This window comes from Acinetobacter schindleri CIP 107287 (assembly GCF_000368625.1).
Taxonomy (GTDB): domain Bacteria; phylum Pseudomonadota; class Gammaproteobacteria; order Pseudomonadales; family Moraxellaceae; genus Acinetobacter; species Acinetobacter schindleri.
In genome coordinates this window covers 885,543-912,463 of sequence record NZ_KB849575.1, presented here as the reverse complement: position 1 = coordinate 912,463, position 26,921 = coordinate 885,543, and the positions used below count along the sequence as shown (strand labels likewise).

General features: G+C 42.8%; 27 protein-coding genes, 2 tRNA genes, 1 rRNA gene and 1 pseudogene. 13 read left to right on the top strand and 18 right to left on the bottom strand.

Annotation, left to right across the window (positions count from 1 at the left end; all coding sequences use genetic code 11):
• The 7 genes and pseudogenes from F955_RS07560 to ftsY form a co-directional block, all read right to left on the bottom strand.
• Positions 1-76 (bottom strand) — tRNA-Ala (locus F955_RS07560).
• A gap of 43 nt (positions 77-119) precedes the next feature.
• A tRNA-Ile gene (locus F955_RS07555) sits at positions 120-196 on the bottom strand.
• 61 nt (positions 197-257) lie between these two features.
• A 16S ribosomal RNA gene (locus tag F955_RS07550) occupies positions 258-1,795 on the bottom strand.
• A gap of 457 nt (positions 1,796-2,252) precedes the next feature.
• Positions 2,253-2,915: a DUF2057 domain-containing protein gene (locus F955_RS07545; protein ID WP_004893105.1), complete on the bottom strand. Its 663-nt coding sequence runs from the start codon at positions 2,913-2,915 to the stop codon at positions 2,253-2,255.
• Positions 2,916-3,121: 206 nt separating this feature from the next.
• Complete coding sequence (locus F955_RS07540; RefSeq protein WP_004893104.1) at positions 3,122-3,715, bottom strand: nitroreductase family protein; 594 nt, start codon at positions 3,713-3,715, stop codon at positions 3,122-3,124.
• 190 nt (positions 3,716-3,905) lie between these two features.
• Positions 3,906-4,594 (bottom strand): annotated as a pseudogene (locus tag F955_RS07535) (nitroreductase family protein).
• A gap of 175 nt (positions 4,595-4,769) precedes the next feature.
• The gene (ftsY, locus tag F955_RS07530; RefSeq protein WP_004893100.1) at positions 4,770-5,876 is read right to left on the bottom strand and encodes a signal recognition particle-docking protein FtsY; all 1,107 of its coding nucleotides are present in this window, start codon (positions 5,874-5,876) and stop codon (positions 4,770-4,772) included.
• A gap of 255 nt (positions 5,877-6,131) precedes the next feature.
• Here ftsY and F955_RS07525 point away from each other — a divergent pair, with 255 nt between their 5' ends.
• Positions 6,132-7,460, top strand: coding sequence for a M16 family metallopeptidase (locus tag F955_RS07525; protein ID WP_004893097.1), 1,329 nt, complete (start codon positions 6,132-6,134; stop codon positions 7,458-7,460).
• Positions 7,457-8,974: a M16 family metallopeptidase gene (locus F955_RS07520; RefSeq protein WP_004893094.1), complete on the top strand. Its 1,518-nt coding sequence runs from the start codon at positions 7,457-7,459 to the stop codon at positions 8,972-8,974. The genes F955_RS07525 and F955_RS07520 overlap by 4 nt, the downstream gene beginning before the upstream one ends.
• Before the next feature lie 3 nt (positions 8,975-8,977).
• Here F955_RS07520 and F955_RS07515 read toward each other — a convergent pair whose 3' ends face one another.
• Positions 8,978-9,301 carry a hypothetical protein gene (locus F955_RS07515; RefSeq protein WP_004815854.1) on the bottom strand — a complete coding sequence of 108 codons (324 nt, stop codon included), beginning with the start codon at positions 9,299-9,301 and terminating at the stop codon, positions 8,978-8,980.
• A 111-nt stretch (positions 9,302-9,412) separates the two neighbouring features.
• Positions 9,413-9,772: a hypothetical protein gene (locus F955_RS07510; RefSeq protein WP_004815853.1), complete on the bottom strand. Its 360-nt coding sequence runs from the start codon at positions 9,770-9,772 to the stop codon at positions 9,413-9,415.
• Positions 9,773-9,991: 219 nt separating this feature from the next.
• Here F955_RS07510 and F955_RS07505 point away from each other — a divergent pair, with 219 nt between their 5' ends.
• The 3 genes from F955_RS07505 to F955_RS07495 all read left to right on the top strand — a co-directional run bounded on the left by F955_RS07505 (position 9,992) and on the right by F955_RS07495 (position 11,278).
• Complete coding sequence (locus F955_RS07505) at positions 9,992-10,225, top strand: SEL1-like repeat protein (RefSeq protein WP_004815850.1); 234 nt, start codon at positions 9,992-9,994, stop codon at positions 10,223-10,225.
• Positions 10,226-10,375: 150 nt separating this feature from the next.
• Complete coding sequence (locus F955_RS07500; RefSeq protein WP_008304198.1) at positions 10,376-10,759, top strand: DUF2750 domain-containing protein; 384 nt, start codon at positions 10,376-10,378, stop codon at positions 10,757-10,759.
• 87 nt (positions 10,760-10,846) lie between these two features.
• Positions 10,847-11,278 carry a CBS domain-containing protein gene (locus tag F955_RS07495; RefSeq protein WP_004815846.1) on the top strand — a complete coding sequence of 144 codons (432 nt, stop codon included), beginning with the start codon at positions 10,847-10,849 and terminating at the stop codon, positions 11,276-11,278.
• A gap of 107 nt (positions 11,279-11,385) precedes the next feature.
• Here the strand turns inward: F955_RS07495 and trpB are convergent, their stop codons facing one another.
• The 9 genes from trpB to F955_RS07450 form a co-directional block, all read right to left on the bottom strand.
• The gene (gene trpB / locus F955_RS07490; RefSeq protein WP_004893092.1) at positions 11,386-12,594 is read right to left on the bottom strand and encodes a tryptophan synthase subunit beta; all 1,209 of its coding nucleotides are present in this window, start codon (positions 12,592-12,594) and stop codon (positions 11,386-11,388) included.
• A gap of 108 nt (positions 12,595-12,702) precedes the next feature.
• A complete protein-coding gene (locus F955_RS07485; protein WP_004893091.1) occupies positions 12,703-13,890 on the bottom strand; it encodes a vWA domain-containing protein in 1,188 nt (395 codons plus the stop codon).
• A 13-nt stretch (positions 13,891-13,903) separates the two neighbouring features.
• A complete protein-coding gene (locus tag F955_RS07480) occupies positions 13,904-14,755 on the bottom strand; it encodes an AAA family ATPase (protein WP_004815840.1) in 852 nt (283 codons plus the stop codon).
• Positions 14,756-14,776: 21 nt separating this feature from the next.
• A complete protein-coding gene (locus tag F955_RS07475; RefSeq protein WP_004815838.1) occupies positions 14,777-15,160 on the bottom strand; it encodes a hypothetical protein in 384 nt (127 codons plus the stop codon).
• 21 nt (positions 15,161-15,181) lie between these two features.
• Positions 15,182-15,487 (bottom strand): YcgL domain-containing protein, encoded by a 306-nt coding sequence (locus F955_RS07470; RefSeq protein WP_026056700.1) that lies wholly within the window; start codon positions 15,485-15,487, stop codon positions 15,182-15,184.
• Between the two features lie 151 nt (positions 15,488-15,638).
• Positions 15,639-16,781, bottom strand: a complete 1,143-nt coding sequence (locus tag F955_RS07465; protein WP_004893090.1) for a ribonuclease D — start codon at positions 16,779-16,781, stop codon at positions 15,639-15,641.
• A gap of 191 nt (positions 16,782-16,972) precedes the next feature.
• The gene (gene recR / locus F955_RS07460) at positions 16,973-17,569 is read right to left on the bottom strand and encodes a recombination mediator RecR (RefSeq protein ID WP_004815833.1); all 597 of its coding nucleotides are present in this window, start codon (positions 17,567-17,569) and stop codon (positions 16,973-16,975) included.
• A 13-nt stretch (positions 17,570-17,582) separates the two neighbouring features.
• Positions 17,583-17,912: a YbaB/EbfC family nucleoid-associated protein gene (locus tag F955_RS07455; RefSeq protein ID WP_004815831.1), complete on the bottom strand. Its 330-nt coding sequence runs from the start codon at positions 17,910-17,912 to the stop codon at positions 17,583-17,585.
• Positions 17,913-17,941: 29 nt separating this feature from the next.
• A complete protein-coding gene (locus F955_RS07450; RefSeq protein WP_004815829.1) occupies positions 17,942-19,123 on the bottom strand; it encodes an O-succinylhomoserine sulfhydrylase in 1,182 nt (393 codons plus the stop codon).
• 143 nt (positions 19,124-19,266) lie between these two features.
• On the opposite strand from F955_RS07450, the gene F955_RS07445 reads away from it, so the two are divergent.
• From F955_RS07445 to cydB, 8 genes are all read left to right on the top strand, one after another.
• Positions 19,267-20,364, top strand: a complete 1,098-nt coding sequence (locus tag F955_RS07445; protein ID WP_004893089.1) for an alpha/beta fold hydrolase — start codon at positions 19,267-19,269, stop codon at positions 20,362-20,364.
• 55 nt (positions 20,365-20,419) lie between these two features.
• Positions 20,420-21,292 carry an NAD(P)-dependent oxidoreductase gene (locus tag F955_RS07440; RefSeq protein ID WP_004893085.1) on the top strand — a complete coding sequence of 291 codons (873 nt, stop codon included), beginning with the start codon at positions 20,420-20,422 and terminating at the stop codon, positions 21,290-21,292.
• Between the two features lie 109 nt (positions 21,293-21,401).
• Complete coding sequence (locus tag F955_RS07435) at positions 21,402-21,644, top strand: YARHG domain-containing protein (RefSeq protein ID WP_372510725.1); 243 nt, start codon at positions 21,402-21,404, stop codon at positions 21,642-21,644.
• 31 nt (positions 21,645-21,675) lie between these two features.
• Positions 21,676-22,089, top strand: coding sequence for an HIT family protein (locus tag F955_RS07430; protein WP_004893084.1), 414 nt, complete (start codon positions 21,676-21,678; stop codon positions 22,087-22,089).
• A 317-nt stretch (positions 22,090-22,406) separates the two neighbouring features.
• A complete protein-coding gene (locus F955_RS07425; protein WP_004893081.1) occupies positions 22,407-23,486 on the top strand; it encodes a porin in 1,080 nt (359 codons plus the stop codon).
• A gap of 456 nt (positions 23,487-23,942) precedes the next feature.
• Complete coding sequence (cydP, locus tag F955_RS07420) at positions 23,943-24,134, top strand: cytochrome oxidase putative small subunit CydP (RefSeq protein WP_004893080.1); 192 nt, start codon at positions 23,943-23,945, stop codon at positions 24,132-24,134.
• The gene (locus F955_RS07415) at positions 24,134-25,759 is read left to right on the top strand and encodes a cytochrome ubiquinol oxidase subunit I (protein ID WP_004815816.1); all 1,626 of its coding nucleotides are present in this window, start codon (positions 24,134-24,136) and stop codon (positions 25,757-25,759) included. The genes cydP and F955_RS07415 overlap by 1 nt, the downstream gene beginning before the upstream one ends.
• Positions 25,756-26,901 carry a cytochrome d ubiquinol oxidase subunit II gene (gene cydB, locus F955_RS07410; RefSeq protein ID WP_004893079.1) on the top strand — a complete coding sequence of 382 codons (1,146 nt, stop codon included), beginning with the start codon at positions 25,756-25,758 and terminating at the stop codon, positions 26,899-26,901. Before F955_RS07415 ends, cydB begins: the two co-directional genes overlap by 4 nt.
• Positions 26,902-26,921 lie beyond the last annotated feature (20 nt).

Genomic DNA, 26,921 nt, shown 5'->3' with positions numbered 1-26,921 from the left:
TGGTGGAGACTAGGAGAGTCGAACTCCTGACCTCCTGCGTGCAAAGCAGGCGCTCTACCAACTAAGCTAAGTCCCCAGCTTATCATATAGGATTCAATGTTCTGATTTCTGTTTGCAGATGGTGGGTCTGACAAGACTTGAACTTGTGACCCCACGCTTATCAAGCGTGTGCTCTAACCAACTGAGCTACAGACCCTCAGATACATCGTCATGAAGAACAACTTGTTGTGGATTCTTACCAATCGTCAATCTTTCGTTAAGGAGGTGATCCAGCCGCAGGTTCCCCTACGGCTACCTTGTTACGACTTCACCCCAGTCATCGGCCACACCGTGGTAAGCGTCCTCCTTGCGGTTAGACTACCTACTTCTGGTGCAACAAACTCCCATGGTGTGACGGGCGGTGTGTACAAGGCCCGGGAACGTATTCACCGCGGCATTCTGATCCGCGATTACTAGCGATTCCGACTTCACGCAGTCGAGTTGCAGACTGCGATCCGGACTACGATCGGCTTTTTGAGATTAGCATCCTCTCGCGAGGTAGCAACCCTTTGTACCGACCATTGTAGCACGTGTGTAGCCCTGGCCGTAAGGGCCATGATGACTTGACGTCGTCCCCGCCTTCCTCCAGTTTGTCACTGGCAGTATCCTTAAAGTTCCCGGCTTTACCCGCTGGCAAATAAGGAAAAGGGTTGCGCTCGTTGCGGGACTTAACCCAACATCTCACGACACGAGCTGACGACAGCCATGCAGCACCTGTATCTAAGTTCCCGAAGGCACCAATCCATCTCTGGAAAGTTCTTAGTATGTCAAGGCCAGGTAAGGTTCTTCGCGTTGCATCGAATTAAACCACATGCTCCACCGCTTGTGCGGGCCCCCGTCAATTCATTTGAGTTTTAGTCTTGCGACCGTACTCCCCAGGCGGTCTACTTATCGCGTTAGCTGCGCCACTAAAGCCTCAAAGGCCCCAACGGCTAGTAGACATCGTTTACGGCATGGACTACCAGGGTATCTAATCCTGTTTGCTCCCCATGCTTTCGTACCTCAGCGTCAGTATTAGGCCAGATGGCTGCCTTCGCCATCGGTATTCCTCCAGATCTCTACGCATTTCACCGCTACACCTGGAATTCTACCATCCTCTCCCATACTCTAGCTTTCCAGTATCGAATGCAATTCCTAAGTTAAGCTCAGGGATTTCACATCCGACTTAAAAAGCCGCCTACGCACGCTTTACGCCCAGTAAATCCGATTAACGCTCGCACCCTCTGTATTACCGCGGCTGCTGGCACAGAGTTAGCCGGTGCTTATTCTGCGAGTAACGTCCACTCACTTTAGGTATTAACTAAAGGAGCCTCCTCCTCGCTTAAAGTGCTTTACAACCAAAAGGCCTTCTTCACACACGCGGCATGGCTGGATCAGGCTTCCGCCCATTGTCCAATATTCCCCACTGCTGCCTCCCGTAGGAGTCTGGGCCGTGTCTCAGTCCCAGTGTGGCGGATCATCCTCTCAGACCCGCTACAGATCGTCGCCTTGGTAGGCCTTTACCCCACCAACTAGCTAATCCGACTTAGGCTCATCTATTAGCGCAAGGTCCGAAGATCCCCTGCTTTCCCCCGTAGGACGTATGCGGTATTAGCGTTCCTTTCGGAACGTTGTCCCCCACTAATAGGCAGATTCCTAAGCATTACTCACCCGTCCGCCGCTAGGTCCAGTAGCAAGCTACCTTTCCCCGCTCGACTTGCATGTGTTAAGCCTGCCGCCAGCGTTCAATCTGAGCCATGATCAAACTCTTCAGTTTAAAATCAATAGTGCTTTATTCAAAACACCAAATCTGGCTCATCAATTTTCTGACATTCATTTCTCAAATAAACTTCGAGTAATTTCTACCATCAATCAATGAAAATAATTTCGATCAATCAACCAGTAAAAATCCACACAAGTTGTTCTTCATAATCTCTTAATGATCTTACTTAAAACCTCGTCAGTCTTAAGTTCCAACCCAATCACTTGACCTTTCGTTTCATGCATTGCGTTGGTGTGCTGCGTATTCTATACAGTTTCACAATGAGCGCAAGTGCTTTTCATAAAAATATATGAAAATATGATTTGGTCGTTCATTTTTTACTCTGAATGCGTATTTTTAGCAGCTTTAGGTGCGTAAATCCATCATTCTGGCCTGAAATATATTTTCAAAGTGTAACGTTTAGCCCTCAAACTAAAAAAGATCGGTATAAACCGATCTTTTTCATGTTTTTTTAATTCCCTTGCTCTGCTAGCCATAACATAAACTTCCGACGCTCTTCTTTAGATGCTTGTTGCCAAAGCTGAATCAGTTTTTGGTCAGTAGGAGTTTTTATTGCTGTTTCAGCTGAATTTAGATTTGCTACCATTGGTGATACCGCTGCCTGTGCATAAACAGGCGCAGGCTGATTTGCAGGAGCAACTGTTTTAGTTGTCAAGTCTAGTGCTTTACCTAATACACTTTTACCCAATAATGGTTTGGTTTCACTATTTGCGCCTGACTGTTGTACCAACAATTGATTTCTGGCGTCATATAAACCAATGATCGGTTGGTCTTTATATTTTTGTGCAGTATCAAAATCTTTAGGTGCATTAATCAAAGCCAAACGATAACTTTCGCCATCTTTTAATTCAGGTGTTTTAACTGTTACTACATCCGATTTTAAAATGTCATGGCTGTTATCATTATGCTGGAAGAATTCAATATAACGTACACTAATTCTATTTGAACCCGGATCTAGCTTATAAGTCTGTTTTTTACGGATTAATCCACTATTCACTTCTCGCTCATTCACCCCGACAATCTTGATTTCTTCTGGTGCCGTCAAGGTCACTGCTGAAAAAACAGAAGTACTTCCCATTAAAGTCGCAACTGCGATCATAATACGTAAATTCATTCGCTTCTTTTTCCTGATTATTTAAGTCTGCTTGCACTATGCCGAGTATACGTGACAATTTTATGATAAATCACTTAGACAAATAGCCAAGACTTTAAGCATATATCTATATATCCATCTGATTTATTCAGCTAAGCACTTTATCTTGAATGAATACAAAATAAAAAAGGAGCACCGAAGCACTCCTTTTTTATTATTTAACTCAATTAATTAAAAGTTTTAAAACGCTCTGCATCATCCATAAAGGTTTTTTCACCTGCTGGTGCTTCGATCGAACCAAACACAAGTTGGGCACGTAGCTTCCAGTTTGAAGGCACATCAAAAGCAATCGCAACTTCATCATCAATGATCGGATTATAGTGCTGCAAAGAGGCACCAATATTTTTCTCCGCCAGCGCTGTCCAAGTGGCAAATTGGGCAATTGCTGAAGAATGCTCTGACCATACCGGGAAATTATCTGCATATAATGGGAATTGTGCTTGCAGCCCTTTCACTACTTCCTGATCTTCATAAAATAAGGCTGTACCATAACCCGCTGCAAAACTGTTAATTTTATTATTTGTTCCTTCAAAGGCATCAGCTGGAACAATTTTCTTTAAAGTATCACGAACAATATTCCAGAAATTTTGATGCGATTCACCAAACAGGATCACCACACGAGAAGTTTGCGAGTTAAAGGAAGATGGGCTATGACGTACCGCTTCCTTAATTGTATTTTCAACTTCTGTCTGATCTAGGCTTACATTATTACCAATTGCATAAATGCTGCGACGTTGTTTGATCTGATCTAAAAATGCCATGAAGAACCTCTTGTATATCTTGTCTTGTTCAAAGTTGATAAAGAAAGATTAATCTTTTCATCACCCAAAAACAGGCGTATATAAAAAACGTAGTGTTTTATTTATAGAACAATAAGAGGATTTTTAACGTTTAATATTTGTATTGAACCCACTGGCAAACATTTCCAGCGGGTTCTTGGTCTTTATGATTTTAGGTAAATATGCGGAAGCGATCCTGAAAGTTAGGATCTGGACGGGCTTCTGCAGGCTGCTCAATAGAACCAAAACAAAGCTGGGCACGTAGCAGCCAGTTTTCATCTATTTTAAAATGTGCTGCAACTGCCTGATCCACCATTGGATTGTAGTGCTGTAAGGATGCTCCTAATCCTGAATCTGCAAGTGCTGTCCAGACAGCAAACTGCGCCATACCCGAAGTTTGTTCAGACCAGACCGGAAAATCTTCAGCGCTCATTGGCATTTTCTTTTGTAACTGCTGAATAATTGTCTGATCTTCATAAAATAGAACAGTTCCAAAAGCAGCAGCACATTGATCAATCTTGATTCCAATTCCTTCGAATATCTGAGCAGGCATTTCCTGACATTTGACCTCTTTCACGATTTCCCAGAATTTATTATGTGAATCACCAAACAGAATCACGATTCGTGCACTTTGTGAATTGAATGCGGAAGGACAACTACGTACCGCAGCTTGGATCAGTTCAGCAATATACGCCTGGCTATAATGAACTCGTCTCCCCAAAGTATAAATACTACGGCGCTTTTTCAGCTGATCAATAAAAGTCAGCTCATCTCCCTGTACAGTTTTGCTTTTTTTGAAAATTTAAAATCTTTCGTCAGGTCTGTCGTGAGTACATGCCCAATCTTATTTAATAACGCCATTTACACTTTCCCCCAATCAACACATGCCTACCAATAGGTGGACTTGTTTATTGTAAAGGTTTTGACTAAAAGGCTTATGACATAAGCTTTCAAGCCTGTTGCTTTTTACAGCAAACAATCGACCTAAAAACAAAAAACTCCGCACTAAGCGGAGTTTATGTGACTTATTACACGATTATTTATTTTCAGTTTCAAATAATGCAGCAACAAATGACTTGGCAGAGAATGGACGAAGATCATCAATTTTCTCACCTACACCAATAAAGCGGATCGGCACATGAGTACGGCTGGCAATGTTAAACAGCACACCCCCTTTCGCAGTCCCATCCAATTTGGTGATCGTAATACCCGTCAGACCGACTGCTTCATCAAACATTTCTACCTGATTAATCGCATTCTGACCTGTACCAGCATCTACAACCAGCATCACTTCATGCGGTGCAGTTGCATCAATCTTCTGCATTACACGTTTCACTTTGGTCAACTCTTGCATCAGATGGCTCTTGTTATGCAAACGGCCTGCTGTATCAGCAATTAGGACATCTACACCTTTGGCACGTGCACTTTCAAAAGCATCAAAAATAACAGAGGCAGAATCGGCACCATGACCCTGAGCAACTACGGCGATATTATTACGCTCACCCCAGATTTGCAGTTGTTCAGTTGCCGCAGCACGGAAGGTATCCCCCGCTGCCAGCATGACTTTTTTGCCTTCGCCTTGTAAACGTTTTGCCAGCTTACCAATGGTTGTGGTTTTACCTACACCGTTTACACCGACAACCAAAATTACATAAGGGCTTTTGTTCGGGTCAATATGTAACGGTTTTACACGCGGTGCCAATAAAGCCACCAGTTCTTCCTGAAGCGCTTTATATAATGAATGAGAGTAAATCAGGTCTCCACGTGCTGTACGCTCTGTCAGATTGGCAATAATGGTCTTGGTTGCATCTACACCAATATCTGCAACCAATAATTGCTCTTCTACTTCTTCTAGTAATTCGTCATCAATTTCTTTGCCACCGATGAGTATATTGACCATACCATCTGCAAAGTTTTTGCGGGTCTTGGTTAAACCTTCCTTCATACGGCTAAAGAAACCGCCTTTAGGAGCAGATTCTTCACTCGGTATTTCTGTTGCGGCAGGCGTTGAAACAACGGCTTGTTCGCGTGGCGTTTCTATAATTGGCACATTGACCGCAGGTAAACTCGGTAATGTGACATCGTCATCTCCGATATCAGCATCAATCAAAAATTTGTTTTGCTCATTAGATTGCTGTTGCATGCCGAATCCTTGAAAAGCATTGCGTTAAAAAATGGGATTCTACCATAAGTTATAAGGTTTTAGCTTTAGATTAAAATTCCATTTCTACTACACCAAAAAGCAACAGCACCGGTTTGCTTTCAATTGCACAATTCTTAAAATGGCTTATAAATACATCTGCTTATTTTGGAATATCCAGTGTTCAAATCACTTATTTTTATGCACGCTCGTCCAATCCAGTTTAAGCGATACATGTATTCGCTTGGTACAATACTAATGTGTTTAAGCAGCAGCCAGCTTCAGGCACAAACTATAGAAAAAGCCAAATCTGAACTGACGCGTAGTACCTTTGAAACCACCCTGAAAAATGGTCTAAAAGTCATTATCCGGGAAGACCACCGTGCGCCGATGGTCATGACCCAAATCTGGTATAAAGTCGGCAGTGCGGATGAATCCGGCAACACTCTGGGTATATCACATGTGCTGGAACATATGATGTTCAAGGGCACCAGTAAAGTTCCAAACGATGAATTTACACGGATTAGCCGGATTTATGGAGGCAGTATCAATGCTGCAACCTTTACCAATTACACCAATTATTATCAGCTTTATCCCAAGGCCTACTTCCCGATGGCGCTCGAACTCGAAGCAGACCGTATGAGTAATCTGCTGCTACGTCAACAGGATTTTGAGCCAGAAATCAAAGTGGTTATGGAAGAGCGCCGCCAGCGCACCGAGGATAATCCTCGTTCACGTGCCTTTGAACGTTTTAAATGGATCAGTTATCCCACCAGCCATTATCGCCAACCGGTGATTGGTCATATGAAAACCCTGAACAATATCCAGCTTAACGATGTAAAGCAGTGGTACAAGACCTGGTATACGCCGAACAATGCCATTCTGGTGATTGTTGGTGATGTAGAGTCTGAACAAGCGCTGTTACAAGTACAGAAATACTTTGCTGACACACCTTCACGTGCCACACCCCAACGCAATGATGTACTTGAGTTTGAATACTTGGGCTATCGTCACATGGAAATCAATACCGATGTGCAAGTGCCCAACCTGTACATGACCTGGAATGTCAAATCACTGGCTTCAGCAATCAATCCGCAGGATGCTTATGCTCTGACAATTATCCGGAGTTTGCTGGACAGTGGTATTTCCTCACGGCTGCAAGATCGCTTGGTACGAGATCGCAAGCTACTGACTTCTGTCAGTGTATCGTATGATCCGTATAACCGTGGTGACAGCCTGTTTAGTATTTCTGCATTACCTGCAAATGGCATCAGTTTTGAAGATGCGCAAAAAGCCATTCAGGCAGAAGTTGATGCATTAAAAACTGAAGATATTCCCAAGCATGAACTTGAACGCATCACTACCCGCTTTGTTTCCAACCTTATTTATAATCAGGATAGTATTGCTGGTCAGGCTAAAATGATCGGCAATCTGGAAGTGAACGACTTAAGTTACCGACTGATGGATGAACTTCCTAAATATTATGAAAATGTCAGTATGAGCGATATTCAGCGTGTCGCGAATAGCTATTTTATTCGTGAAAATCTCAGTACCTTATACCTCGCACCGGAAACAAAAGCACAATGATGATCAAGTTCAAGTCTGCATGTTCGAATAGTTTATTAATTGTTGCGTTGAACTGTGCTTCTGTGGTCTGGGCCGAAAGTGTTCAAAATACAGAAGTTATACCGGAAGATAATCCCACCCAGTTGCAATCTATTCCCTTGCTACAAAGCTTAAAGAATCTGAAGAATGAAAGACAGTTTCAGGCACCTTATGTACATGAGCTGAATAATCACTACAAAGTACGTACGCTGTTTGTCGAAACCAAAGATCTGCCGATGGTCGATATTCAACTAACCTTTAATGCTGGTGCAGCACGGGATGAGGAAATTCAGAAGAGTTTGTTTGGTTTGGCCAGTATGGCAGCCAAACTGATCCGGGAAGGAACCGATACATATACTGCGCGGGAAATTGCAGCTGTTTTTGATCAAAGTGGCGCACAATTTAGTGCACAGGCATATCGGGATATGTTCGTCATCCGCCTACGTGTAATGTCTGATCCGAAAAAACTGGAACCCGCATTGGCAATGATGATGGAAGTACTTAAACATGCTTCATTTAAAAATCAGAGCATCAGTCTGGCCGTTAGCAACACCAATGTTGGTCAAAAACAGCTACAGGAAAATCCAGGCCGCTTAATGGATATCCGCTTTTATAGAACCTTATATGGTCAGCATCCTTACGCACAGCCAATTACAGGTACCATTGGCGGCACTCAAAAAGTAAATCCAGAACATTTAAAAAAGTTCCGTGATCAATTTCTGGTTGCGCAAAATATGAATATTGCGATTACCGGAAAACTTAGCCCCAAAGAGGCCTTAGACCTGTCAGAACGCATTGCAGGAAATCTCAAGCAAGGCACACGAGCAAAGTCATTGCCTGATCCACAGCTAAAAAATGATATTGAGGTAATCCATATTCCCTATAACTCAAGTCAGGCTCATGTAATGTTCGGGCATATCGGACCCAGCCGCTTTAATAAAGATAGGCTGGCTTTAGAAGTTGCGAATCGTATATTTGGTGGTAGTGGCTTTAATGCGGTATTGATGCAGGAGTTAAGAATCAAGCGTGGCTTTACTTATGCTGCTTACAGCACTTTTAGCTTTACTCAGGCACCGGGTGTATTCAGTTTCCGCTATGCGACCCGTCAAGACCAGCTATTAGATAGTATTCAGGTCGCGCATCAGGCATTGATCAACTTTGTAAATCAGCCGATAGATACTAAACGACTGGAAGAAACCAAATCTGGCATGTTAAGGGCATTTCCAAATAACTACAGTAGCAATGCCACCATTAACGCCCAGCTCGGAACGATGGGATTCTATGCAGAGCCACGCGATTATCTCGCCACCTATCCAGAACGATTAGCCAAAATCACTGCAAAAGATGTTGAAAATGCAGTACACAAACATCTGCATCCAGACCGTTTAACCGTAGTGGTTGTCAGTCAGGCACTGGATAAAGATAAACTAAAAACAGTCTTAAAAGCGAATTTAATAAGTACGGCTACGACTGAGGAATTAATACTCACACATTAAATTTTAAGGCTGATCCGCTTTTACTGCAGGTAGCTGGTGTGCACGGACTGATTCCTGCTGGTATGCCTGCATCAGTTTAAGATATTGTCCACGATAAACCGCTGGCCGTTCAAGCAAGGCTATAGCCATATCTTGCGTTTGTGGTAATTGTTGCTGTATGGAAAGTTGCTGAATTTGTTCAGATTGAACCGTAGTGACAGGACGATAAAGTGCAATACTTGCCAGCACCATAATAAATAAAAAAATAAAAATAAAAACGCTGTTATAAATTTGCTCCAGCGTTAATTTGGACAGAAATATCCTGATTTTTTCTACGTCAATAGCCATACACTACCTCTAATTCAAAGTAGTGTATGGCTGCATTGCAATAAGTTCAAGTAATCAACCGGAAATTCGCCTGATTTGCAGACGGCTTACTTTAGTTGAGTATTGCCTGCTCTATTTAAATAAAGCAATAAAAACGGTACTTCCCAGCATACCCGCAGTAATTGCCAGAATCAGGAAGATAGCAAACTTGCTCAGCCCAGACTCTGCACTGGCTGGGTGCAGGCGGTCGGGATCGGCAAGACGTACCAGTTCTGAATTATAAAGTTTGTAGAATTGTTCACGCTGATTCTCGTCTAGCTGACGGGTAAAATCATAGACTGCTTTACGCTGTGCCAGGCTATACTCCCCTAGATGGATTTCTTTATGGAAAATAGCTGCATCTAATTTTTTCCGGTGCAGTTGCGCCAATGCCATTACTTGGCCAGCTGTCGGGGGAATATCAAAATCAATTCCATCTAATGTGCGCGACATGTTATTCTCCTTGTTGTTAGCTTAATAGTTACTTCTTATAGTAATAAAAAATATATTTGATGATAGTTTAATCATGTAAACTACATAACAAAAATAAAATTCGATGAAATAATTGACTTTTCACCCATTCTGTAATATTAGTTTAACATTACTCAGTTATATTTGTAGTTAGACTAAAAAGTCTATCCGTAATCATAATTAAAATTAAGGAGTTTTTATATGATTCAACAATTCTCTCCACATGAACTTGAACATCTGTATGCTGAAGCTGTGAATACAATCCAGTCACAAATGAATTTTTCAGATGCTGTCAAACAACTTGAAGATGCTGCACGTGCAGGCCATGGTAAAGCGGCGCTTTTTTTAGCTGAACTTTATTATCAAGGTTTCCGTGTCGAGCGCGACTCAATGAAAGCCCAATACTGGCAAAACATGGCCACCATGCAAGCCTAAAAAAACGTCACCCCGGTGGCGTTTTTTTATATTTACAATATTACTTATACATGATGAAGCATTAACATAACGATTTCTTGCAAAGCTGAAACAGTAATTTCATATAGTTTTCTTAAAATGACAGCGTTGTTCTACGATAGCTTGATCATAATGAAAATGCCAAATATTAAAGATATCCAACCACTGCCTAAAGACCTTGCGGTCAAAATCACCATCCTGAAATCGATGATGTACTGCGGGGTACTTTGGGGACTGTTCCATGAAGGCTGGGGCATGATGCGCGATCAGGATGAAACCCTGTTCCCATTCTGGCTTAATTCATCTCATGCGGCAAATTACGCCAAAAAGAACTGGCCAAATTATACTCCGCGCAAAATCACGCCTGAGGATTTTGAGCGGGCACTGTTACCCACCTTGCATCGTCTGAATGTCACTCCTGTCCTGGTACGTGGCAGTGGCAAACAAATTAAGCTGACAATTGGACAGGTGCGTCATTTCTTTTTTTCAGGACAAGGGCTGCACTTCGCTGCATAACATGTTATTTATAGAGTCAGTACAGCAATTACCTGAAGATAAACAGCTTAAACTTCAGGATAAATAATAACAGCTAAGGACTTAATAATGACGAATGTAGCGCAAGTACTCAAAGACAAGCCCTCTCAAGAAATCTATACCATTCATCCAGAAGCAACGGTTCTTGAAGCCATTACTTTAATGGCAGATAAAGATATCGGTGCGATTGTAGTGGTCGAAGAAGATAAAGTGGTCGGAATTCTTTCCGAGCGTGATTACACTCGAAAGATTGTGCTGATGGAACGTACTTCCTTTGATACGACTGTCAGCCAGATCATGACTTCTAATGTAATCACGGTAGATTGCCACACTTCTGTGCCGGACTGTCTCAGCTTAATGACCAATAAACATTTGCGTCATTTACCAGTGGTAGAAGCAGGAAAACTGGTGGGATTGGCTTCAATTGGTGACTTAGTTAAAGCAGCCATGAATGATCAGCAAATTTTGATTGATCAACTACAACAATATATTTCGGGTTAAATATTAATTCAAAAAGCCATTTTGTAATGACATTAGATTGACAAAGAAATGATAAACATAAAAAACCGCTCAATTTGAGCGGTTTTTTATTTACAGATATAGCTAGATTAGTTGAGACCTAACTTTTCAGCCACATAGTCAGAGTCTTTATCACCACGACCTGATAGATTCACAACAATTTTCACATCTTTTGGCAATTTACCTGCTTCACGAATCGCCCAAGCCACCGCATGTGAACTTTCCAACGCAGGCACAATACCTTCTACACGTGATAAAGTCATAAAGGCATCCAGACATTCCTGATCTGTTGCCGTCGTATATTCCACACGACCCAAATCTTTAAGCAGACTATGCTGCGGACCGACACCTGGATAATCCAGACCAGATGCAATTGAATGCACTGGTAAAGGTTCACCCTGCTCATCTTCTAATACATAACATGCCATACCATGAATCTGGCTGGGCTTACCTAAAGTCAGCGTTGCAGAGTGTTTGTCAGTATCCAGACCATGACCTGCCGGCTCTACACCCACCAGTTTTACTTCTGGTTCATTTAAAAACGCAGTAAATGCGCCCACCGCATTGGAACCGCCCCCTACACAAGCTACGACATAATCCGGGTTTGCACCAAAACGATCATTACTTTGTACCTTGATTTCATCACCAATAATCGACTGAAAATCACGTACCATCATTGGAAATGGATGCGGTCCGACCACCGAACCGATGGCATAGATATAATTTTTGGGATCTTTTAAATATTCCTCAAAAGCACTATCTACCGCATCTTTCAAGGTAGCTGTACCACGAGTGACTGAAATCAGTTTGGCACCGAGAATTTTCATTTTCACCACGTTCGGGTGTTCTTTCTCGATATCCACCTGCCCCATATGAATTTCACATGGAATACCAACCAATGCACACGCCGTTGCCAAAGCAACACCATGTTGTCCGGCACCTGTTTCAGCAATCACTTTGGTTTTACCCATGTATTTTGCTAACAGTGCTTCACCCAGACAGTGATTGATTTTGTGCGCACCTGTGTGGTTTAGATCTTCACGTTTTAGGTAGATCTGCGCCCCACCGAGTTGATCAGATAGACGTTTGGCATGAAATAATGGACTCGGACGACCAACATAGTTTGCAAACAGGTCTTTTAATTCATTCTGAAACTCAGCAATTTGACGAATTTCCTGGTAAGCAACATTAATATCATCCATTGCCTGTTTTAGATCTGGCGGAATAAACTGACCGCCGTAGTTCCCAAAAAAACCCTCTTCATTTGGCAATGCAATACCATTAATTTGATGATCCATAGCGATCCTTAACAATCTGGACTAAATTTATAAAAACTACTTTATATTAAAATGTTTTGTTTTAAAGGACTAATAACTATAAATAAAGTCATCAATAGATAAATGGAATCAGCGCGCCAGATATTTGGTCATATCTTCAATGCCTTTTAGGGTCATTGGATACATATGCTTTTCAAAGATCTGCTGAATCAATCCGATGGTCTGCGTATAGTGCCAGTAACGCTCTTCTTCCGGATTTAACCAGGCTGTTTTTTCAAAATGCTGACGCAGACGCTGTAACCAGACCTGTCCTGCTTCATCATTCATATATTCCACCGAGCCTCCCACTGAATGCAGCTCATATGGCGCCATACTGGCATCACCAACCACGATTACCCGATAATCGCGACCATAAGTGTTCAGCAGATCCCAGGTATTCATACGGGTGCTGGAACGGCGAAAATTATCTTTCCAGACATAGTCATACAAACAGTTATGGAAATAAAAATATTCCAAAGTCTTAAACTCGGTTTTGGCAGCACTAAACAGTTTCTCACACTGGGTAATGTGTGCATCCATGGAGCCGCCAACATCAAATAGCATAAGCACTTTGATGCGATTACGGCGTTCCGGCACCAATTGCACATCCAGAATGCCCTGCTTGGCTGTTTCACGAATGGTACTGTCAATATCCAGTTCTTCAGCAGCACCCTGACGGGCAAACTTACGCAGGCGACGCAGTGCCAACTGCATCTGACGGCTACCCAAAATTTGGTCATCATCCAGATTACGGTATTGACGCTGTTCCCAGACTTTGACTGCTGAACGCTTACGCCCCGGCCCGCCAATACGCACACCTTCAGGATGATCGCCATAGGCACCAAAAGGTGAAGTGCCGCCAGTACCAATCATTTTATTGCCGCCCTGATGTTTTTTATGCTGCTCGCGCAAGCGCTCTTCCAGCATTTTCATCAGTTCTTCTAGTGAACCGGCTTTTTTCAGCTCTTCACGCTGTTCTGGTGTCAGATGCTTTTCCAATAGTTCCAGATCAAACCAGTCTTTGGGCAGCTTATGCACCTGATTCAGCAATTCATCCAGATCGAAAGTGGCGATCCCATCAAAATAGTCTTTCATGGCACGATCGAACTTATCGAAATAGCGCTCGTCTTTGACCATGACGGTTTTGGCCAGCTGATAGAACTCGTCCTGATCGGCAAAGACCAGTCCTGCGGCAACTGCCTGATTCAGATCAATCAGCTCACGGGTCGATACCGGTACGCCGTATTTGCGTAAGGTATAAAACAGTCGCACGAACATGCGTGTTTCTCCCTTAACGGCGTGACATGAATGCTAGGCGTTCAAGCAGCTGGACATCCTGCTCGTTTTTGATCAGCGCACCATACAGCGGTGGAATGGCTTTAGATTTATCGGCATTACGCAATACATCTTCTGGCATATCATCTGCCATTAACAGACTTAACCAGTCAATTAATTCGGAAGTTGAAGGTGGTTTTTTCAGGCCCGGAACCTGACGTAATTTAAAGAATACTTGCAATGCCTCATTTACCAAGGTTGCTGAAATATTCTCGAAATGCACATCAATGATGTCACGCATGGTTGCTTCATCAGGAAATTCGATGTAATGGAAAAAACAGCGGCGCAGGAAAGCATCCGGCAATTCCTTTTCATTATTTGAGGTGATGATGACAATTGGACGCTGTTTTGCAGTAATAGTTTCGCCTGTTTCATACACAAAGAACGACATCTTATCGAGTTCATGTAACAGGTCATTTGGGAATTCAATATCTGCCTTGTCGATTTCATCAATCAGCAATACACAGCGCTCTTCACTGCTAAATGCTTCCCACAGTTTTCCTGGCTTGATGTAGTTTTTGATGTCATAGACACGGTCATCACCCAATTGACTGTCACGCAGACGCGATACTGCATCATATTCGTAAAGGCCTTGCTGGGCTTTGGTGGTGGACTTGATGTGCCAGGTGATGAGTTTCATTCCCAGGCTTTCAGCCACCTGTTCTGCCAGCAGGGTTTTACCTGTACCCGGTTCACCTTTGACCAGCAGCGGTTTTTGTAAACTGCGTGCGGCTTTGACAGCCAATTTTAAACTATCAGTTGCAATATACTGACTTGTACCAGAAAACTGTTGATGATCCACAGACATGATTTAACCTTATTTTTTTATTTACAGTGGTGAAGTTTTTTTGTTTACAGCAATCTTTGCTTTATTTGTTACATAGCTTGACCAGCAATAGCCGATCAGTGAAGCAATACCAATCACAAACAGAATGAGTGAGGCATTGATCCAGACCAGTTCTTGTTCCTTGGTCAATACACCAAATATCAGTCCGAAAATCGCCGGGGCCAATGAGGCATTCGGACCTTCGGATACTGTCGGCGTTAGCAGGATGGCAAACACTAAAATCCAGAGAAAGCCACCTGCCGGTTTTGGCAGGCGCTTAGTCACGCCATACCAGCACAACAGTGCAATTATACTGCCTATCAGGTATACCGCGATGGCAATCGATTCTTCAGGAATTGAATCTAATACAGTTACATAACCATTCATTTCACAACTCCTGAATAAACATTAAGCACCACGAAGACCTTCTGGTTCTACAGCATTCGGGTTAATCAAACCTTCAGGCGGCATTTGCAGGAAGAAACCACGGGTTTCAATCGAGTCGATCACGTGCAGCACATTAGCACGTGCCAGCTTGCGGGTTTCGCTCAGTTCAAGATGCATGACAAAAGTCGCACGACCAAATGCTACGCGGACAGCTTCGCCCAGTACGTGAAGTGGATCGAAAGTTTCAGCTTCATTTTCTTCAGCTGGACGAGCCACATAAAGGTACATTTCATCCTTTTTGCTCGATTTGTAGATAGACACTTGCATGATTTTGATTTAGACAACAATTTAGAAAAATCAGTAGCAAGGATACCTTAAAACGTCACCTGAGGCATTAGCCATAATTAACGCATCAGTCGTGATTTTGTATAATTGCTCTTTCTTTAATCAGTTTTGTAGTTAAGTTTCTATCCAAGCTTTAGTCGACAACTTTCATCTGTCTAGAAAGATAGGATTCATCCTGACGTAGCAGCTCAACCAGTGGCTTGGTCAGATGATCATAACGCCAGCCAAGTAAAAATTCCGGCAAATCCTGTTCATCATTGTGGAAAACAACATGCTGGTACAACGCATTCATCCATTTTTTGCGCATCAGGACTTCTTTCGGGATGGAAGTTTCATCTACAACATTTTGAATGATGGCATCAATTTTTATACCGACTTCACTTGAAGAATGACGGATTGGGCGTGCCAGACGTAATGGCCACTCGGATTGATCTGGCAAAAATTTCAGCAGATCCAGAATCATCTTGCCATGATCACGAATAATATTGGCACGCAGATCTTTCACAGTGCTGAGCTGGAACATATTCTTAGGGTTCTTTTCCACCAGATTAATCATGGTCGAGTTTTTCATGATGAAACTGCGCGGAATATTCAGTGCCTTGGCAATCTGCTCACGCCATACTGCAAGCTGCTGTAGCTGCATCAGCTGACGGCGTGAATGACGATAGTTGCCAACATCCTGATATAACAAGGCTGTTGGTGTTTCCTCGCCAATTTCCCGGGTCATGAAGCGGCAATCTTCCAGTGCCAAGTCTAACAGGTGCTTTTGTTTCAACTCCTGCTTGATCTGATCACCCAAGTGCACCAGATAATGCACATCATTGGCTGCATACAACAATTGTTCATGACTTAAAGGACGTGCCAACCAGTTTGAACGGGTTTGATCTTTTTCAATTTCTACATCCAGCATCTGCTTCAAGGCATTCTGATAGCTGACCTGCAAACCATGCCCCAGAAACGCCATCCCTACTTGGGTATCAAAAACATTACTTAGAGATTTTTGCTGGGTATAGTGATAGATCAGATCAATGTCTTCTCCACAGGCATGGAAAATGTTCTGTTGTGCTGCAAAGAGACGCTTGAAGAACTCGGTCAGATCCAGCGTTGTGCCGTCGAGCAGATAGACATTGCCACAGACATTAATCTGGAACACACCAAGTTTCGGCCATAAAGTATCGACCTTGATGAACTCTGTATCCAAAGCATAAACCGAGCTTTGATCCATTTGTGCGAGTACTTGATCGAGTCCAGCTTGATCTTGAATAAATTGAAACATAAATGACTGAATCAGCGTAATGTGGATGTCCGAATATAGTTATCTTAACTGATATTTATAATATTTATGATAAAAAAATAAACATTTAGCTATAAAATTTCGCAATAACAATATCGATAAATTAAATGAATATTCTTGTATTTTTTCTAACTTGTTCTTCTCTTTAGTAAAACGCATGCAGAGAAACAGGTTTATTTCATCCGCATGCGGTTATGTACAGCTTGGCTTAAGGTATGGCTGTCTACATATTCCAGTTCACCACCTTGTGGTACACCTTGGGCAATCCGGGTAATCTGAATCGGTAAATGCTTGCTGGCTTCCATGAGGTAGTGCGCAGTCGCCTGTCCTTCTACAGTTGCATTCGTAGCCAGAATCACTTCACGAATCTGACCTCTGTTTAAACGCTCGAGTAGATATGGAATCCCAATTTCTTCAGGCCCAATTCCATCTAGTGGTGACAAATGTCCACCCAATACATGGTATTTACCACGAAAACTGCCACTCTGCTCAATAGCCATCACATCCGCTGGTGATTCCACCACACAAAGCAGCTCATCATCACGTTCAGTTGAGGTGCAGATATTACAGACTTCATCTTCAGTGAGTGAATGACAGATTGAACATTCATGAATATGGTTGGTCGCTTCAGTCAATGCATGTGCCAGACCAATCGCACCTTCACGGTTTTTCATGATCAGATGCAATGCCATACGCTGAGCCGATTTCGGCCCAACGCTTGGCAAGATGCGTAATGCTTGAACCAGTTGATCAAAACGATCACTAAACATTGCGCAAATTTCCTTAGAACAGGCCAGCCAGACCTGGAGGTAAGCCCATGCCCTGGTTTGCAGACTTCATACGTTCTTCTGAAATTGCTTCAGCTTGGCGTGCCGCATCATTCATTGCAGCCGCGATCAGATCTTCAATCATATCCGGATCATCCTGTAGAAGTTCTGGATCGATCTGAATGCGTTTTACCACATTACGTGCAGTCATCGTTACTTTTACCAGACCACCACCCGCTTCAGCATGAACCTCTACCAGCGCAAGCTCTTCTTTGGCTTTTTTCAGGTTGGTTTCTACTTCCTTTTGCATGCGCTGAGCTTGCTGCATCAACATGTTAATGTTCATAAAAATCTCCGAACATAAATTTATAAAAATTAGATTAGATCTAAACCGCGTGTAATGTCACGGATAATATCATCAATATCTTCCAAACCAACAGAAACACGAATTAAACCTTCACGAATACCTGCGGCTTCTTTTGCTTCAGGTGAAAGTTTGCCATGCGTTGTCGTTGCCGGGTGAGTAATCGTTGATTTCGCATCACCCAAATTACCCGTGATGGAAATAAACTGAGTATTGTCGATGACTTTCCAGGCACCTTCACGACCACCTTTCACTTCAAATGATACGATACCACCGAAGCCGGTTTGCTGCTTTGCCGCCAGTTCATGACCTACATGCTCAGGCAGACCTGCGTAGTACACTTTTTCTACTTTTGGATGTGCATTTAAGTATTCAGCGAGTTTCTGTGCACTTGCGGAGTGTTCACGCATACGCAGACGTAAGGTTTCCAGACCCTTTAGGAACACCCAGGCATTGAACGGACTCATAGATGGGCCTGTGGTACGCACATAACCGAAAATTTCTTCAAGCAATTTGTGATTACCGACAACTGCACCACCCAATGCACGACCTTGCCCATCCAGGTACTTCGTAGCTGAATATACAACGAGGTCAGCACCAAATTTGATTGGTTGTTGTAATACAGGTGTACAGAAGCTGTTATCAATTGCCAGTAATGCATCATGAGCATGTGCAAGATCTGAAAGCGCCTGAATATCAGCCACTTCAGCCAGTGGGTTTGACGGAGATTCTACAAAGAATAGTTTCGTTTCGGGCTTGATTGCATTTTTCCAGGCATCGACATCGGTCAAGTCCACAAAATCAACTGCCACACCGAACTTGCCTACATACTTTTCAAACAGAGAAACCGTAGAACCAAATACTGCACGTGAACAGATCACATGGTCACCTGCTTTCAGGAAGGCCATTGCCACTGCCATAATCGCAGCCATACCCGAACTGGTCGCTACGGCGCGCTCAGCACCTTCAAGCGCAGCCAGACGTTTTTCAAACATTGCGACCGTAGGATTGGTAAAGCGTGAGTAAATATTGCCAGGTTCCTGACCTGAGAATTTTGCTGCCGCTTCGGCCGCATTTTCATAGACGAAAGAAGATGTCAGGAAGATCGGTTCTCCGTGCTCACCCTCAAAGCTACGTGTATGACCTGTACGGATGGCTAAAGTATCTAATTGATAATCGTCTTGTTGGCTCATCGCTCTAATTCAGCCCTGGCGGACTGCCTGTTGTAAAAAATTGCCAACATTTTGAGCGCCTATGCTATTTCAGGTCAAGGCATAATAAGCAATTATTGCCTAGACTTCGATCACTCCCTACCGCACACGGACAATTTATCTTTATGATTCAGTTAAAACAAAATCTGCAACGTCAACAGAAAAAACTCAAGCACCTGCGTGCGCGGTTTTTCAACAGCTCCTCACTGGTGCTGTCTCAAAAAACCCCGTTTGAGTACATCAAGGAAACTGAATTATATAAAGTCCGGCATTATCCAACACCTGAAAGAAAGTTTAAGGAACCTTTGGTATTTGTTGCGCCGCTGGCGATTAACATGGGTATTTATGATCTGTATCCCTACCGTTCATTAGTAAAGCATTTCCAGCATAGCGGTTTTGAAGTATACCTGGTGGAATGGAACCGTTTCAGCTTCAAACACAAAGAGCTGAATTTTCTGTCCTTTATCGATCAATCCATTCCAGATGCCATAGAGCATATTTGCGAACATGCAGACAGTCCCTATATTTCCCTGCATGGCTGGAGTATGGCAGGTGTCTTTGTCACCCTATATACTGCGCTACACTCTCCAGAGCATGTGAAAAACCTGATGGTAATGGGCAGTCCAATTGACAGCTATGCCTCTGGCCGCATCGGTAAACTGTTTGAAACTACCAATAAACTGATTTCACAAAATCCAGCCCTGCGAAATACCGTACATAAGGGATTAATCCCCAAACACTATATTCATACGCCAGGTATTTTGAATGCCTTAGGCTTTAAACTGCTGGATCCTATGGGCTGGTTTAAAAGTCAGAAACAGTTTTTGCTGAATCTGGAAAAACCCGACTATGTCTATGAACACGCCACCATGGGTCATTTCCTGAATAAAATGATCGATTACCCGGGTGGAATCAATCAGGATATGGTGCTGCACCTGTGGTTACAGAATCCTCTTAAAGATGGTTCGATTAATCTGCATGGCAATAAGATTGATTTAAAAAATATTTCCTGCTCACTCATGGTCGGTGCTGGTTTGACGGATCAGATTGTTACCCGAGAAGCTGCAGAACCACTCACCCAGCTGACCAGCAGCAAAGATATTACTTTTACCCTGATTCCAGGTGGGCACCTCGGTTTAATGTCAAATCAAAAGACAGCCAACACTTTTTGGCCTAAACTAACCACCTGGCTTGAGCAGCGTTCTACTCGACTAGCGCAATAATTCGAGAGATGCCTTCAAGCTTATAATTTTTAATTAAAAGATTTTGAGGGTTATCATGATTCAATCAGTTGCATTTCTTGGCTTGGGTGCTATGGGCTATCGCATGGCTGCGCATTTACCAAAGCATTTTGATACGGTCTATGTCTGGAACCGTACTGCTACCAAGGCAGAGCAGCATGCAACTGAATATGGTACACAGGCAGCAAGTCTGGAACAGGCCATCCAGGCAGATATAATCTTCTCTTGCTTACCCACCAGTGCTGATGTTGAAGCTTTAGTCCAAGGTCTGGAATTAAAAGCAGGCAGTATCTGGGTCGACTGCACCAGTGGTGTACCTGATGCCGCTCGTCGTCTGGAAGAAACTTTAGCAGATCAAGGCGTGATTTTTCTGGATGCACCCGTCAGCGGTCAGACGATCGGTGCTGAAAATGGCACTTTAACTGTTATGATTGGTGGTAGTGCAGCAGGTTTTGAACAAGCCCTTCCCGCGATTCAGGCTTTCGGCAAGCTGATCAAGCATGTTGGTGAATCTGGCGCGGGCTTTGCAGTGAAAGCAGTCAATAATATGTTAATGGCTGTAAACCTGTGTGCAGTTGCAGAAGGCTTTATGACGCTGAAAGCGCATGGTGTAAGTTTGAATGAAGCACTGGAATGTATTAATGCATCAAGCGGTAAAAGTAACGTAACTGAGACTGTGATGCCGCAGCGTATTTTAAACCGCAGTTTCCCGCTTACCTTTGCATTACCGCTACTTGCCAAAGATACAGGGATTGCGGTAGATCTGGTTCGTGATGCCAAGCTGTCTGCACCATTGCTATCGCTAACCCAGAACCTGATTCAGGCAGCTAACCTTCAGGCAGAAGAAAATAGTGACTTTTCTGCTGCAATAAAAATGTATGAATCATGGAGTAAAATTACTATTGAGTAATATATCGCCATTGAATCGTGAGAACAAAACCCAATATTGTGTTTAGGTATAGACACATGATTCAACACCAGAGGAAACCCGCATGAAAAAATTGACTGTTGCGACAGTGATGAGTTTTGCAGCATTGCTAGGGGCTTCAACTTCAGTTTTAGCTTCTGAACAAGAATGCAAAAAACTGAAAAATGATCATGATGTGATTTATGCTTCCAAGGGCTTCTGTTTTAAAGATCCAGATGCCAAAGCAAAGTATGGCAATGACAATTGCTACACAACCAAGCCAAAATTTTCAGAAAAAGAGCAACAACGTCTTGACGCGATCAAAGATCGTCAGAAAGAATTGAACTGTAAATAATTTAATTCAATGACGTTCAAGGAATGCCCTCATGACTTACGATGATCAAAATATTTTTGCACGAATTCTGCGCGGTGAACTGCCTGCAATCAAGGTGTATGAAGACGATCAGGTTCTTGCATTTATGGACATCATGCCTCAGGCAGACGGTCATACTTTGGTCATCCCTAAATCGCCTGCGGTGACACTACTTGATCTGGATCCTGAAGTGGCTGCATATACCATTCAGATCGTACAAAAGATTGCCAAAGCCATTGAAAAAGGCCTAGGTGTAGAGGGTATCGTGCTGATGCAATTATCAGGTGCCGCAGCGGGTCAGACCGTACCCCATGTACATTTCCATCTGGTTCCTACCTCTTTGCATAATCTGGGCAAACATGCCTTGGTCATGGGTGATCAGGAGAAAATCAAGGCTCTGGCTGAAAAAATTAAAGCAGCTTTATAATGCTGGATTAAACCCATATAGAAATGGAGCTTAGGCTCCATTTTTTTTACCATCCAAAAATGAACAAATATTAATTCTTTATGAAAGCCGATAAATAAAACAATTTAATATATTGATTAATAATAACTTTCTTAAAACAAAACATATACTATTAATATTTTTACATAACGAAACATTTAATATATTTGAAATATTTCCTTAATCTTATTGTCTTATTTGTAATCGATACTTAGCACCAATACAGGACGGTAGCAAAATTTAACAAAGCTACCACAACATCCTTGTTAGGACCAAAACAAGTCTTATTGGAGCTACACATGAAAAAAACTCTTTGCGCATTGGCAGTTGGGGCAACAATTTTAACACCAGTAATGGCAGCTGCTGCTGACGTTAAAGTATATGGTCGTGCACACGTTTCTCTGGATTATCTGGATGACGGCAAGGACTATAATGAGGTGGCTTTATCCTCAAACTCATCACGCTTAGGCTTTAAAGTCGATCACAAGATTAATGAAGATCTGACTGCATTCGCTCAGATCGAACAGCAAATCAACTTTTCTAGCGGATCGGATGATAGTGAGGATTCTATAAACTTCTCTACCCGAGATACTTATGTCGGAGTCAAAGGTAACTTTGGTCAAGTTAAAGTGGGCCGTTTTGACAGCCCATTTAAAGCGGCACGTGGTTCGGCAAACTTCTTTGGTGACCAGGTCGGCGACTTGCGTAATATCACTCGTGCTTACAATCACCGCTTCGATGAACGTAACCCGAATACAATTGAGTATAAAACACCAAAATTTGGTGGTGGTTTCACTGCAACAGCAGCCTTATCGTTACATGACGGCACGATGATCAGCAATGATACGACTGAGGATAGTAATGAAAAATCTCAAGCATATGACCTAGGTTTAAATTATAACGCGGGTAATTGGGATGTCGCGGCTGCTTATGAGCACTATGCAGAAGATGTGAGCCGCGGTGAACGAGATGGTATTCGTTTAGCAGCAGCTTATAAATTAACGCCTGAACTGAATGTGGGCGCACTTTACCAGTTTACTGCACTGGATGATGGCAGTGGCACCAATGCGGATGCTAATGTTTTCGGTGTAGGCGCGGAATATAAACTAACAGATAAAAATACATTACGCGGTCACGTTTTCCACCGTGATATTGATACAGCTGATGCTAACTCAACCTTACTTGCATTGGGCTTAGAGCATCGCCTAGATAAACAGTTCCGCGTTTATGGCAACCTGGCAGCCATGCTGAATGATGACGCTGCTAACCTGACACCTTGGTCACAAGCACGTAGTAATAAAGCAGGTTCATCCCAAGGTGTAAATGCAGCAGGTGAAACTGCAATGGGCTTGTCTGTAGGTATGCGTTACGACTTCTAAGCTCTACTCTCCTCCAAAAGCTTAAAAAGAACATGCTGCATGTATGTTCTTTTTTTTGCCTGCTTTTTCTCAATAATAAGAATCCACCTCACCTTTAGATTCCACGAAATACCCTTCTCGTTTTAATCCCTAAAATTTTAATCTATTCTCATTTTCAATAAAAATATAATAAACCAAGTAAAATAATCAAGATTTAAAATATTATTTTTTTCTTAATCCAACCATTTTAATAGGATATTAATTTTTAAATATAAGTAAAAAAGTCGGATTTAAAAATAATTATGTTTACACAAAATAATCACAAATATTTTGATTATTCTTTAAAAAACTATAATTTTAATTATTTAATATTCAAATAGTTATAAATATATGTTTATTTAAACTGTTTAGTCTATTTATTTTTTATCATATTAGATTAATAATAAATTAACACGTTATAAAGACAGGCTTATTTACATGAGCTTAGTTCCAGAAAATCTAAATCAAAAAGTTGTAAGAGAGATCACTTTGATTTTAATCATCAAGGTCATTCTACTACTGACAATCAAACATATCTGGTTTGATGCGCCTACGATTCCCAAAAATTTTGACTCTCAAGTTGCCGAGCGTATTGCCGGCAGTCCTTCCCAAATCAAGGAGACACGTTGATGATTGCTGAAAGCGTGGTCGATCTTTCGCGGTTCCAGTTTGCTATGACTGCGATGTATCATTTTATTTTCGTTCCGTTGACCTTAGGCCTGGCCTTTATCCTGGCCATTATGGAAACCACTTATGTGATTTCCGGTAAGGAAATTTATCGGGACATGACCAAATTCTGGGGGAAACTCTTCGGGATTAACTTTGCACTCGGGGTAACTACCGGTCTGACCATGGAATTCCAGTTTGGTACCAACTGGGCCTACTATTCGCACTATGTAGGTGACATCTTTGGTGCACCACTAGCGATTGAAGGCTTAATGGCTTTCTTCCTGGAATCTACTTTCATTGGCCTGTTCTTCTTTGGATGGGATCGTCTGTCTAAGGTTCAGCATCTCTGTGTAACCTGGTTAGTGGCACTCGGCTCCAACATGTCTGCATTGTGGATTCTGGTTGCCAATGGCTGGATGCAAAACCCGGTGGGTTCTAAATTCAACTATGAAACCATGCGTATGGAACTGGTTGATTTTGGTGCACTGATCTTTAACCCGGTCGCTCAAGTAAAATTTGTTCACACTGTTTCTGCAGGTTATGTAACAGGTGCGATTTTCGTTCTGGCAATCTCAAGCTTCTATCTGCTAAAAAAACGTGACTTGCCTTTTGCCCGCCGTTCTTTCGCTATTGCTGCAGTTTTTGGTCTGGCCTCTACACTTTCAGTGATTTTACTAGGTGATGAATCTGGCTACGAAATTGGTGATGTACAAAAGACTAAACTGGCTGCGATTGAAGCAGAATGGGAAACAGAACCAGCCCCAGCTGCATTCACTTTGTTTGGTTTCCCAAATCAGGAAACCATGCGTACAGATTATGCAGTCAAAATTCCTTATGTCATGGGGATCATTGCAACCCGTTCAATAGATACTCCAGTGATAGGGATCAAGGACCTGCTGGTTGAACATGAAGGTCGTATCCGCAACGGTATGCTGGCATACGAACAGCTTGAAAAATTACGTGCAGGCGATCAATCTCCTGAAGTAAAAGCAGCATTTGAAAATACCCAAAAAGATCTTGGTTATGGTCTGCTTCTGAAAAAATACACTCCAAATGTCGTCGATGCTTCTGACGAACACATCAAAGCTGCTGCCAAAGACACTATTCCACATGTACCAAGTCTGTTCTGGGCATTCCGTGCCATGGTAGGTTCTGGCTTCCTGATGTTGCTGCTGTTCGTATTAGCGACTTTTGCTGTAGCGAAACGCAATGCTGAAAACAAACCTTGGTTATTAAAATTTGCCCTGTTTGCTTTACCACTGCCTTGGATTGCTGCACAAACTGGCTGGTATGTGGCTGAAGTAGGTCGTCAACCCTGGACCATTGGTGAAGTATTACCTACCCACCTGTCTGCATCTACTTTAAGCACAGGCGATGTTATGGGTTCAATCCTGGCACTGGCAGCGTTCTACACAGTATTACTGATCATTGAAATGTACCTGATGATCAAGTTCGCTCGCCTGGGACCAAGCTCATTACATACTGGCAAATACCATTTCGAAAAACCTAATTCTCAAGTAACTGCCGAGCAAGAAGACGCAGCTGCAGCTCTTCCAGAAGGTGCAACTGGCGAGGTGAAATCATGATTGAATATGAACTGCTCAAAATTATCTGGTGGGTATTGGTTGGCGTTTTGCTGATTGGCTTTGCACTGACTGATGGCTTCGATATGGGTTCAATGGCGATCATGCCATTTGTAGGTAAAAATGATCAGGAACGTCGTGCGGCAATCAATACAATTGCTCCACACTGGGATGGTAACCAAGTCTGGTTCATCACTGCAGGTGGTGCCCTGTTTGCAGCATGGCCAATGGTCTATGCTACTGCTTTCTCTGGCATGTACTGGGCGCTACTGTTAGTACTATTTGCACTGTTCCTGCGACCTGTCGGCTTCGACTACCGCTCCAAGCTGGAAAATACCAAATGGCGTAATTCCTGGGACTGGGGCCTAGCTGTTGGCGGTGCGGTTCCTGCATTAGTCTTCGGTGTCGCTTTCGGCAACATGTTCCTGGGCGTACCATTCACCCTAGATGAAACTGTTCGTTCAACTTATTCCGGTAGTTTCTTCGCCCTGCTGAATCCGTTTGCTTTAGTATGCGGTATTGTAAGCTTGTCTATGTTGTGCGCACACGGTGGTGCTTGGTTAATGCTGCGTACTGATGGTGCATTACGTGAACGTTCTGCTCAAGCAACCAAAATTATGGGACTGGTTTATCTGGTGACTTTCCTTGCTGCTGGCGCATGGTTATATTTCGGCGGCATTCAAGGTTATACGCTGGTGACTCCATATGACACCAATGGTGTTGCAAATCCACTGGCTAAAGAAGTACTGATCAATGGCAATCCTGGCTGGATGAATAACTATACAACTTATCCAATTACCATGATTGCGCCAATTATGGGTATCTTTGGCGGTATTATTGTCGTGCTGGCTGCCTCTAAAGCTAAAGCAGGCCTGAGCTTCCTAGGTTCATCTATGGCGGTGATCGGTGCCATCCTGACTGCCGGTTTTGCCCTGTTCCCATTCTTAATGCCATCTAGCATTAACCCTGTTGCCAGCTTGACCATGTGGGATGCAGTATCCAGTAAAAATACCTTGACGGTAATGACTGTCGCTGCATGCATTTTTGTTCCAATCATCCTGCTTTACACCACTTGGTGTTACTACAAGATGTGGGGCGTAATCACCAACAAACACATTCAAGAGAATTCACACAGCTTGTACTAAGCCTGTGTCCTAAGGAGACA

Bases quoted from the DNA above. Each gene is read 5' to 3' on its own strand.
- ftsY (WP_004893100.1), bottom strand. From the start codon at position 5,876: ATGCAACAGCAATCTAATGAGCAAAACAAATTTTTGATTGATGCTGAT.
- cydB (WP_004893079.1), top strand. From the start codon at position 25,756: ATGATTGAATATGAACTGCTCAAAATTATCTGGTGGGTATTGGTTGGC.
- cydP (WP_004893080.1), top strand. From the start codon at position 23,943: ATGAGCTTAGTTCCAGAAAATCTAAATCAAAAAGTTGTAAGAGAGATC.
- F955_RS07525 (WP_004893097.1), top strand. From the start codon at position 6,132: ATGTGTTTAAGCAGCAGCCAGCTTCAGGCACAAACTATAGAAAAAGCC.
- F955_RS07450 (WP_004815829.1), bottom strand. From the start codon at position 19,123: ATGAGCCAACAAGACGATTATCAATTAGATACTTTAGCCATCCGTACA.
- F955_RS07425 (WP_004893081.1), top strand. From the start codon at position 22,407: ATGAAAAAAACTCTTTGCGCATTGGCAGTTGGGGCAACAATTTTAACA.
- recR (WP_004815833.1), bottom strand. From the start codon at position 17,569: ATGTTTAGTGATCGTTTTGATCAACTGGTTCAAGCATTACGCATCTTG.
- F955_RS07480 (WP_004815840.1), bottom strand. From the start codon at position 14,755: ATGTCTGTGGATCATCAACAGTTTTCTGGTACAAGTCAGTATATTGCA.
- F955_RS07415 (WP_004815816.1), top strand. From the start codon at position 24,134: ATGATTGCTGAAAGCGTGGTCGATCTTTCGCGGTTCCAGTTTGCTATG.
- F955_RS07465 (WP_004893090.1), bottom strand. From the start codon at position 16,781: ATGTTTCAATTTATTCAAGATCAAGCTGGACTCGATCAAGTACTCGCA.
- trpB (WP_004893092.1), bottom strand. From the start codon at position 12,594: ATGGATCATCAAATTAATGGTATTGCATTGCCAAATGAAGAGGGTTTT.
- F955_RS07545 (WP_004893105.1), bottom strand. From the start codon at position 2,915: ATGAATTTACGTATTATGATCGCAGTTGCGACTTTAATGGGAAGTACT.
- F955_RS07455 (WP_004815831.1), bottom strand. From the start codon at position 17,912: ATGAACATTAACATGTTGATGCAGCAAGCTCAGCGCATGCAAAAGGAA.
- F955_RS07515 (WP_004815854.1), bottom strand. From the start codon at position 9,301: ATGGCTATTGACGTAGAAAAAATCAGGATATTTCTGTCCAAATTAACG.
- F955_RS07470 (WP_026056700.1), bottom strand. From the start codon at position 15,487: ATGCAAGTGTCTATCTACAAATCGAGCAAAAAGGATGAAATGTACCTT.
- F955_RS07445 (WP_004893089.1), top strand. From the start codon at position 19,267: ATGATTCAGTTAAAACAAAATCTGCAACGTCAACAGAAAAAACTCAAG.
- F955_RS07485 (WP_004893091.1), bottom strand. From the start codon at position 13,890: ATGTTCGTGCGACTGTTTTATACCTTACGCAAATACGGCGTACCGGTA.
- F955_RS07510 (WP_004815853.1), bottom strand. From the start codon at position 9,772: ATGTCGCGCACATTAGATGGAATTGATTTTGATATTCCCCCGACAGCT.
- F955_RS07435 (WP_372510725.1), top strand. From the start codon at position 21,402: ATGAGTTTTGCAGCATTGCTAGGGGCTTCAACTTCAGTTTTAGCTTCT.
- F955_RS07540 (WP_004893104.1), bottom strand. From the start codon at position 3,715: ATGGCATTTTTAGATCAGATCAAACAACGTCGCAGCATTTATGCAATT.
- F955_RS07500 (WP_008304198.1), top strand. From the start codon at position 10,376: ATGAAAATGCCAAATATTAAAGATATCCAACCACTGCCTAAAGACCTT.
- F955_RS07430 (WP_004893084.1), top strand. From the start codon at position 21,676: ATGACTTACGATGATCAAAATATTTTTGCACGAATTCTGCGCGGTGAA.
- F955_RS07475 (WP_004815838.1), bottom strand. From the start codon at position 15,160: ATGAATGGTTATGTAACTGTATTAGATTCAATTCCTGAAGAATCGATT.
- F955_RS07505 (WP_004815850.1), top strand. From the start codon at position 9,992: ATGATTCAACAATTCTCTCCACATGAACTTGAACATCTGTATGCTGAA.
- F955_RS07495 (WP_004815846.1), top strand. From the start codon at position 10,847: ATGACGAATGTAGCGCAAGTACTCAAAGACAAGCCCTCTCAAGAAATC.
- F955_RS07440 (WP_004893085.1), top strand. From the start codon at position 20,420: ATGATTCAATCAGTTGCATTTCTTGGCTTGGGTGCTATGGGCTATCGC.
- F955_RS07520 (WP_004893094.1), top strand. From the start codon at position 7,457: ATGATGATCAAGTTCAAGTCTGCATGTTCGAATAGTTTATTAATTGTT.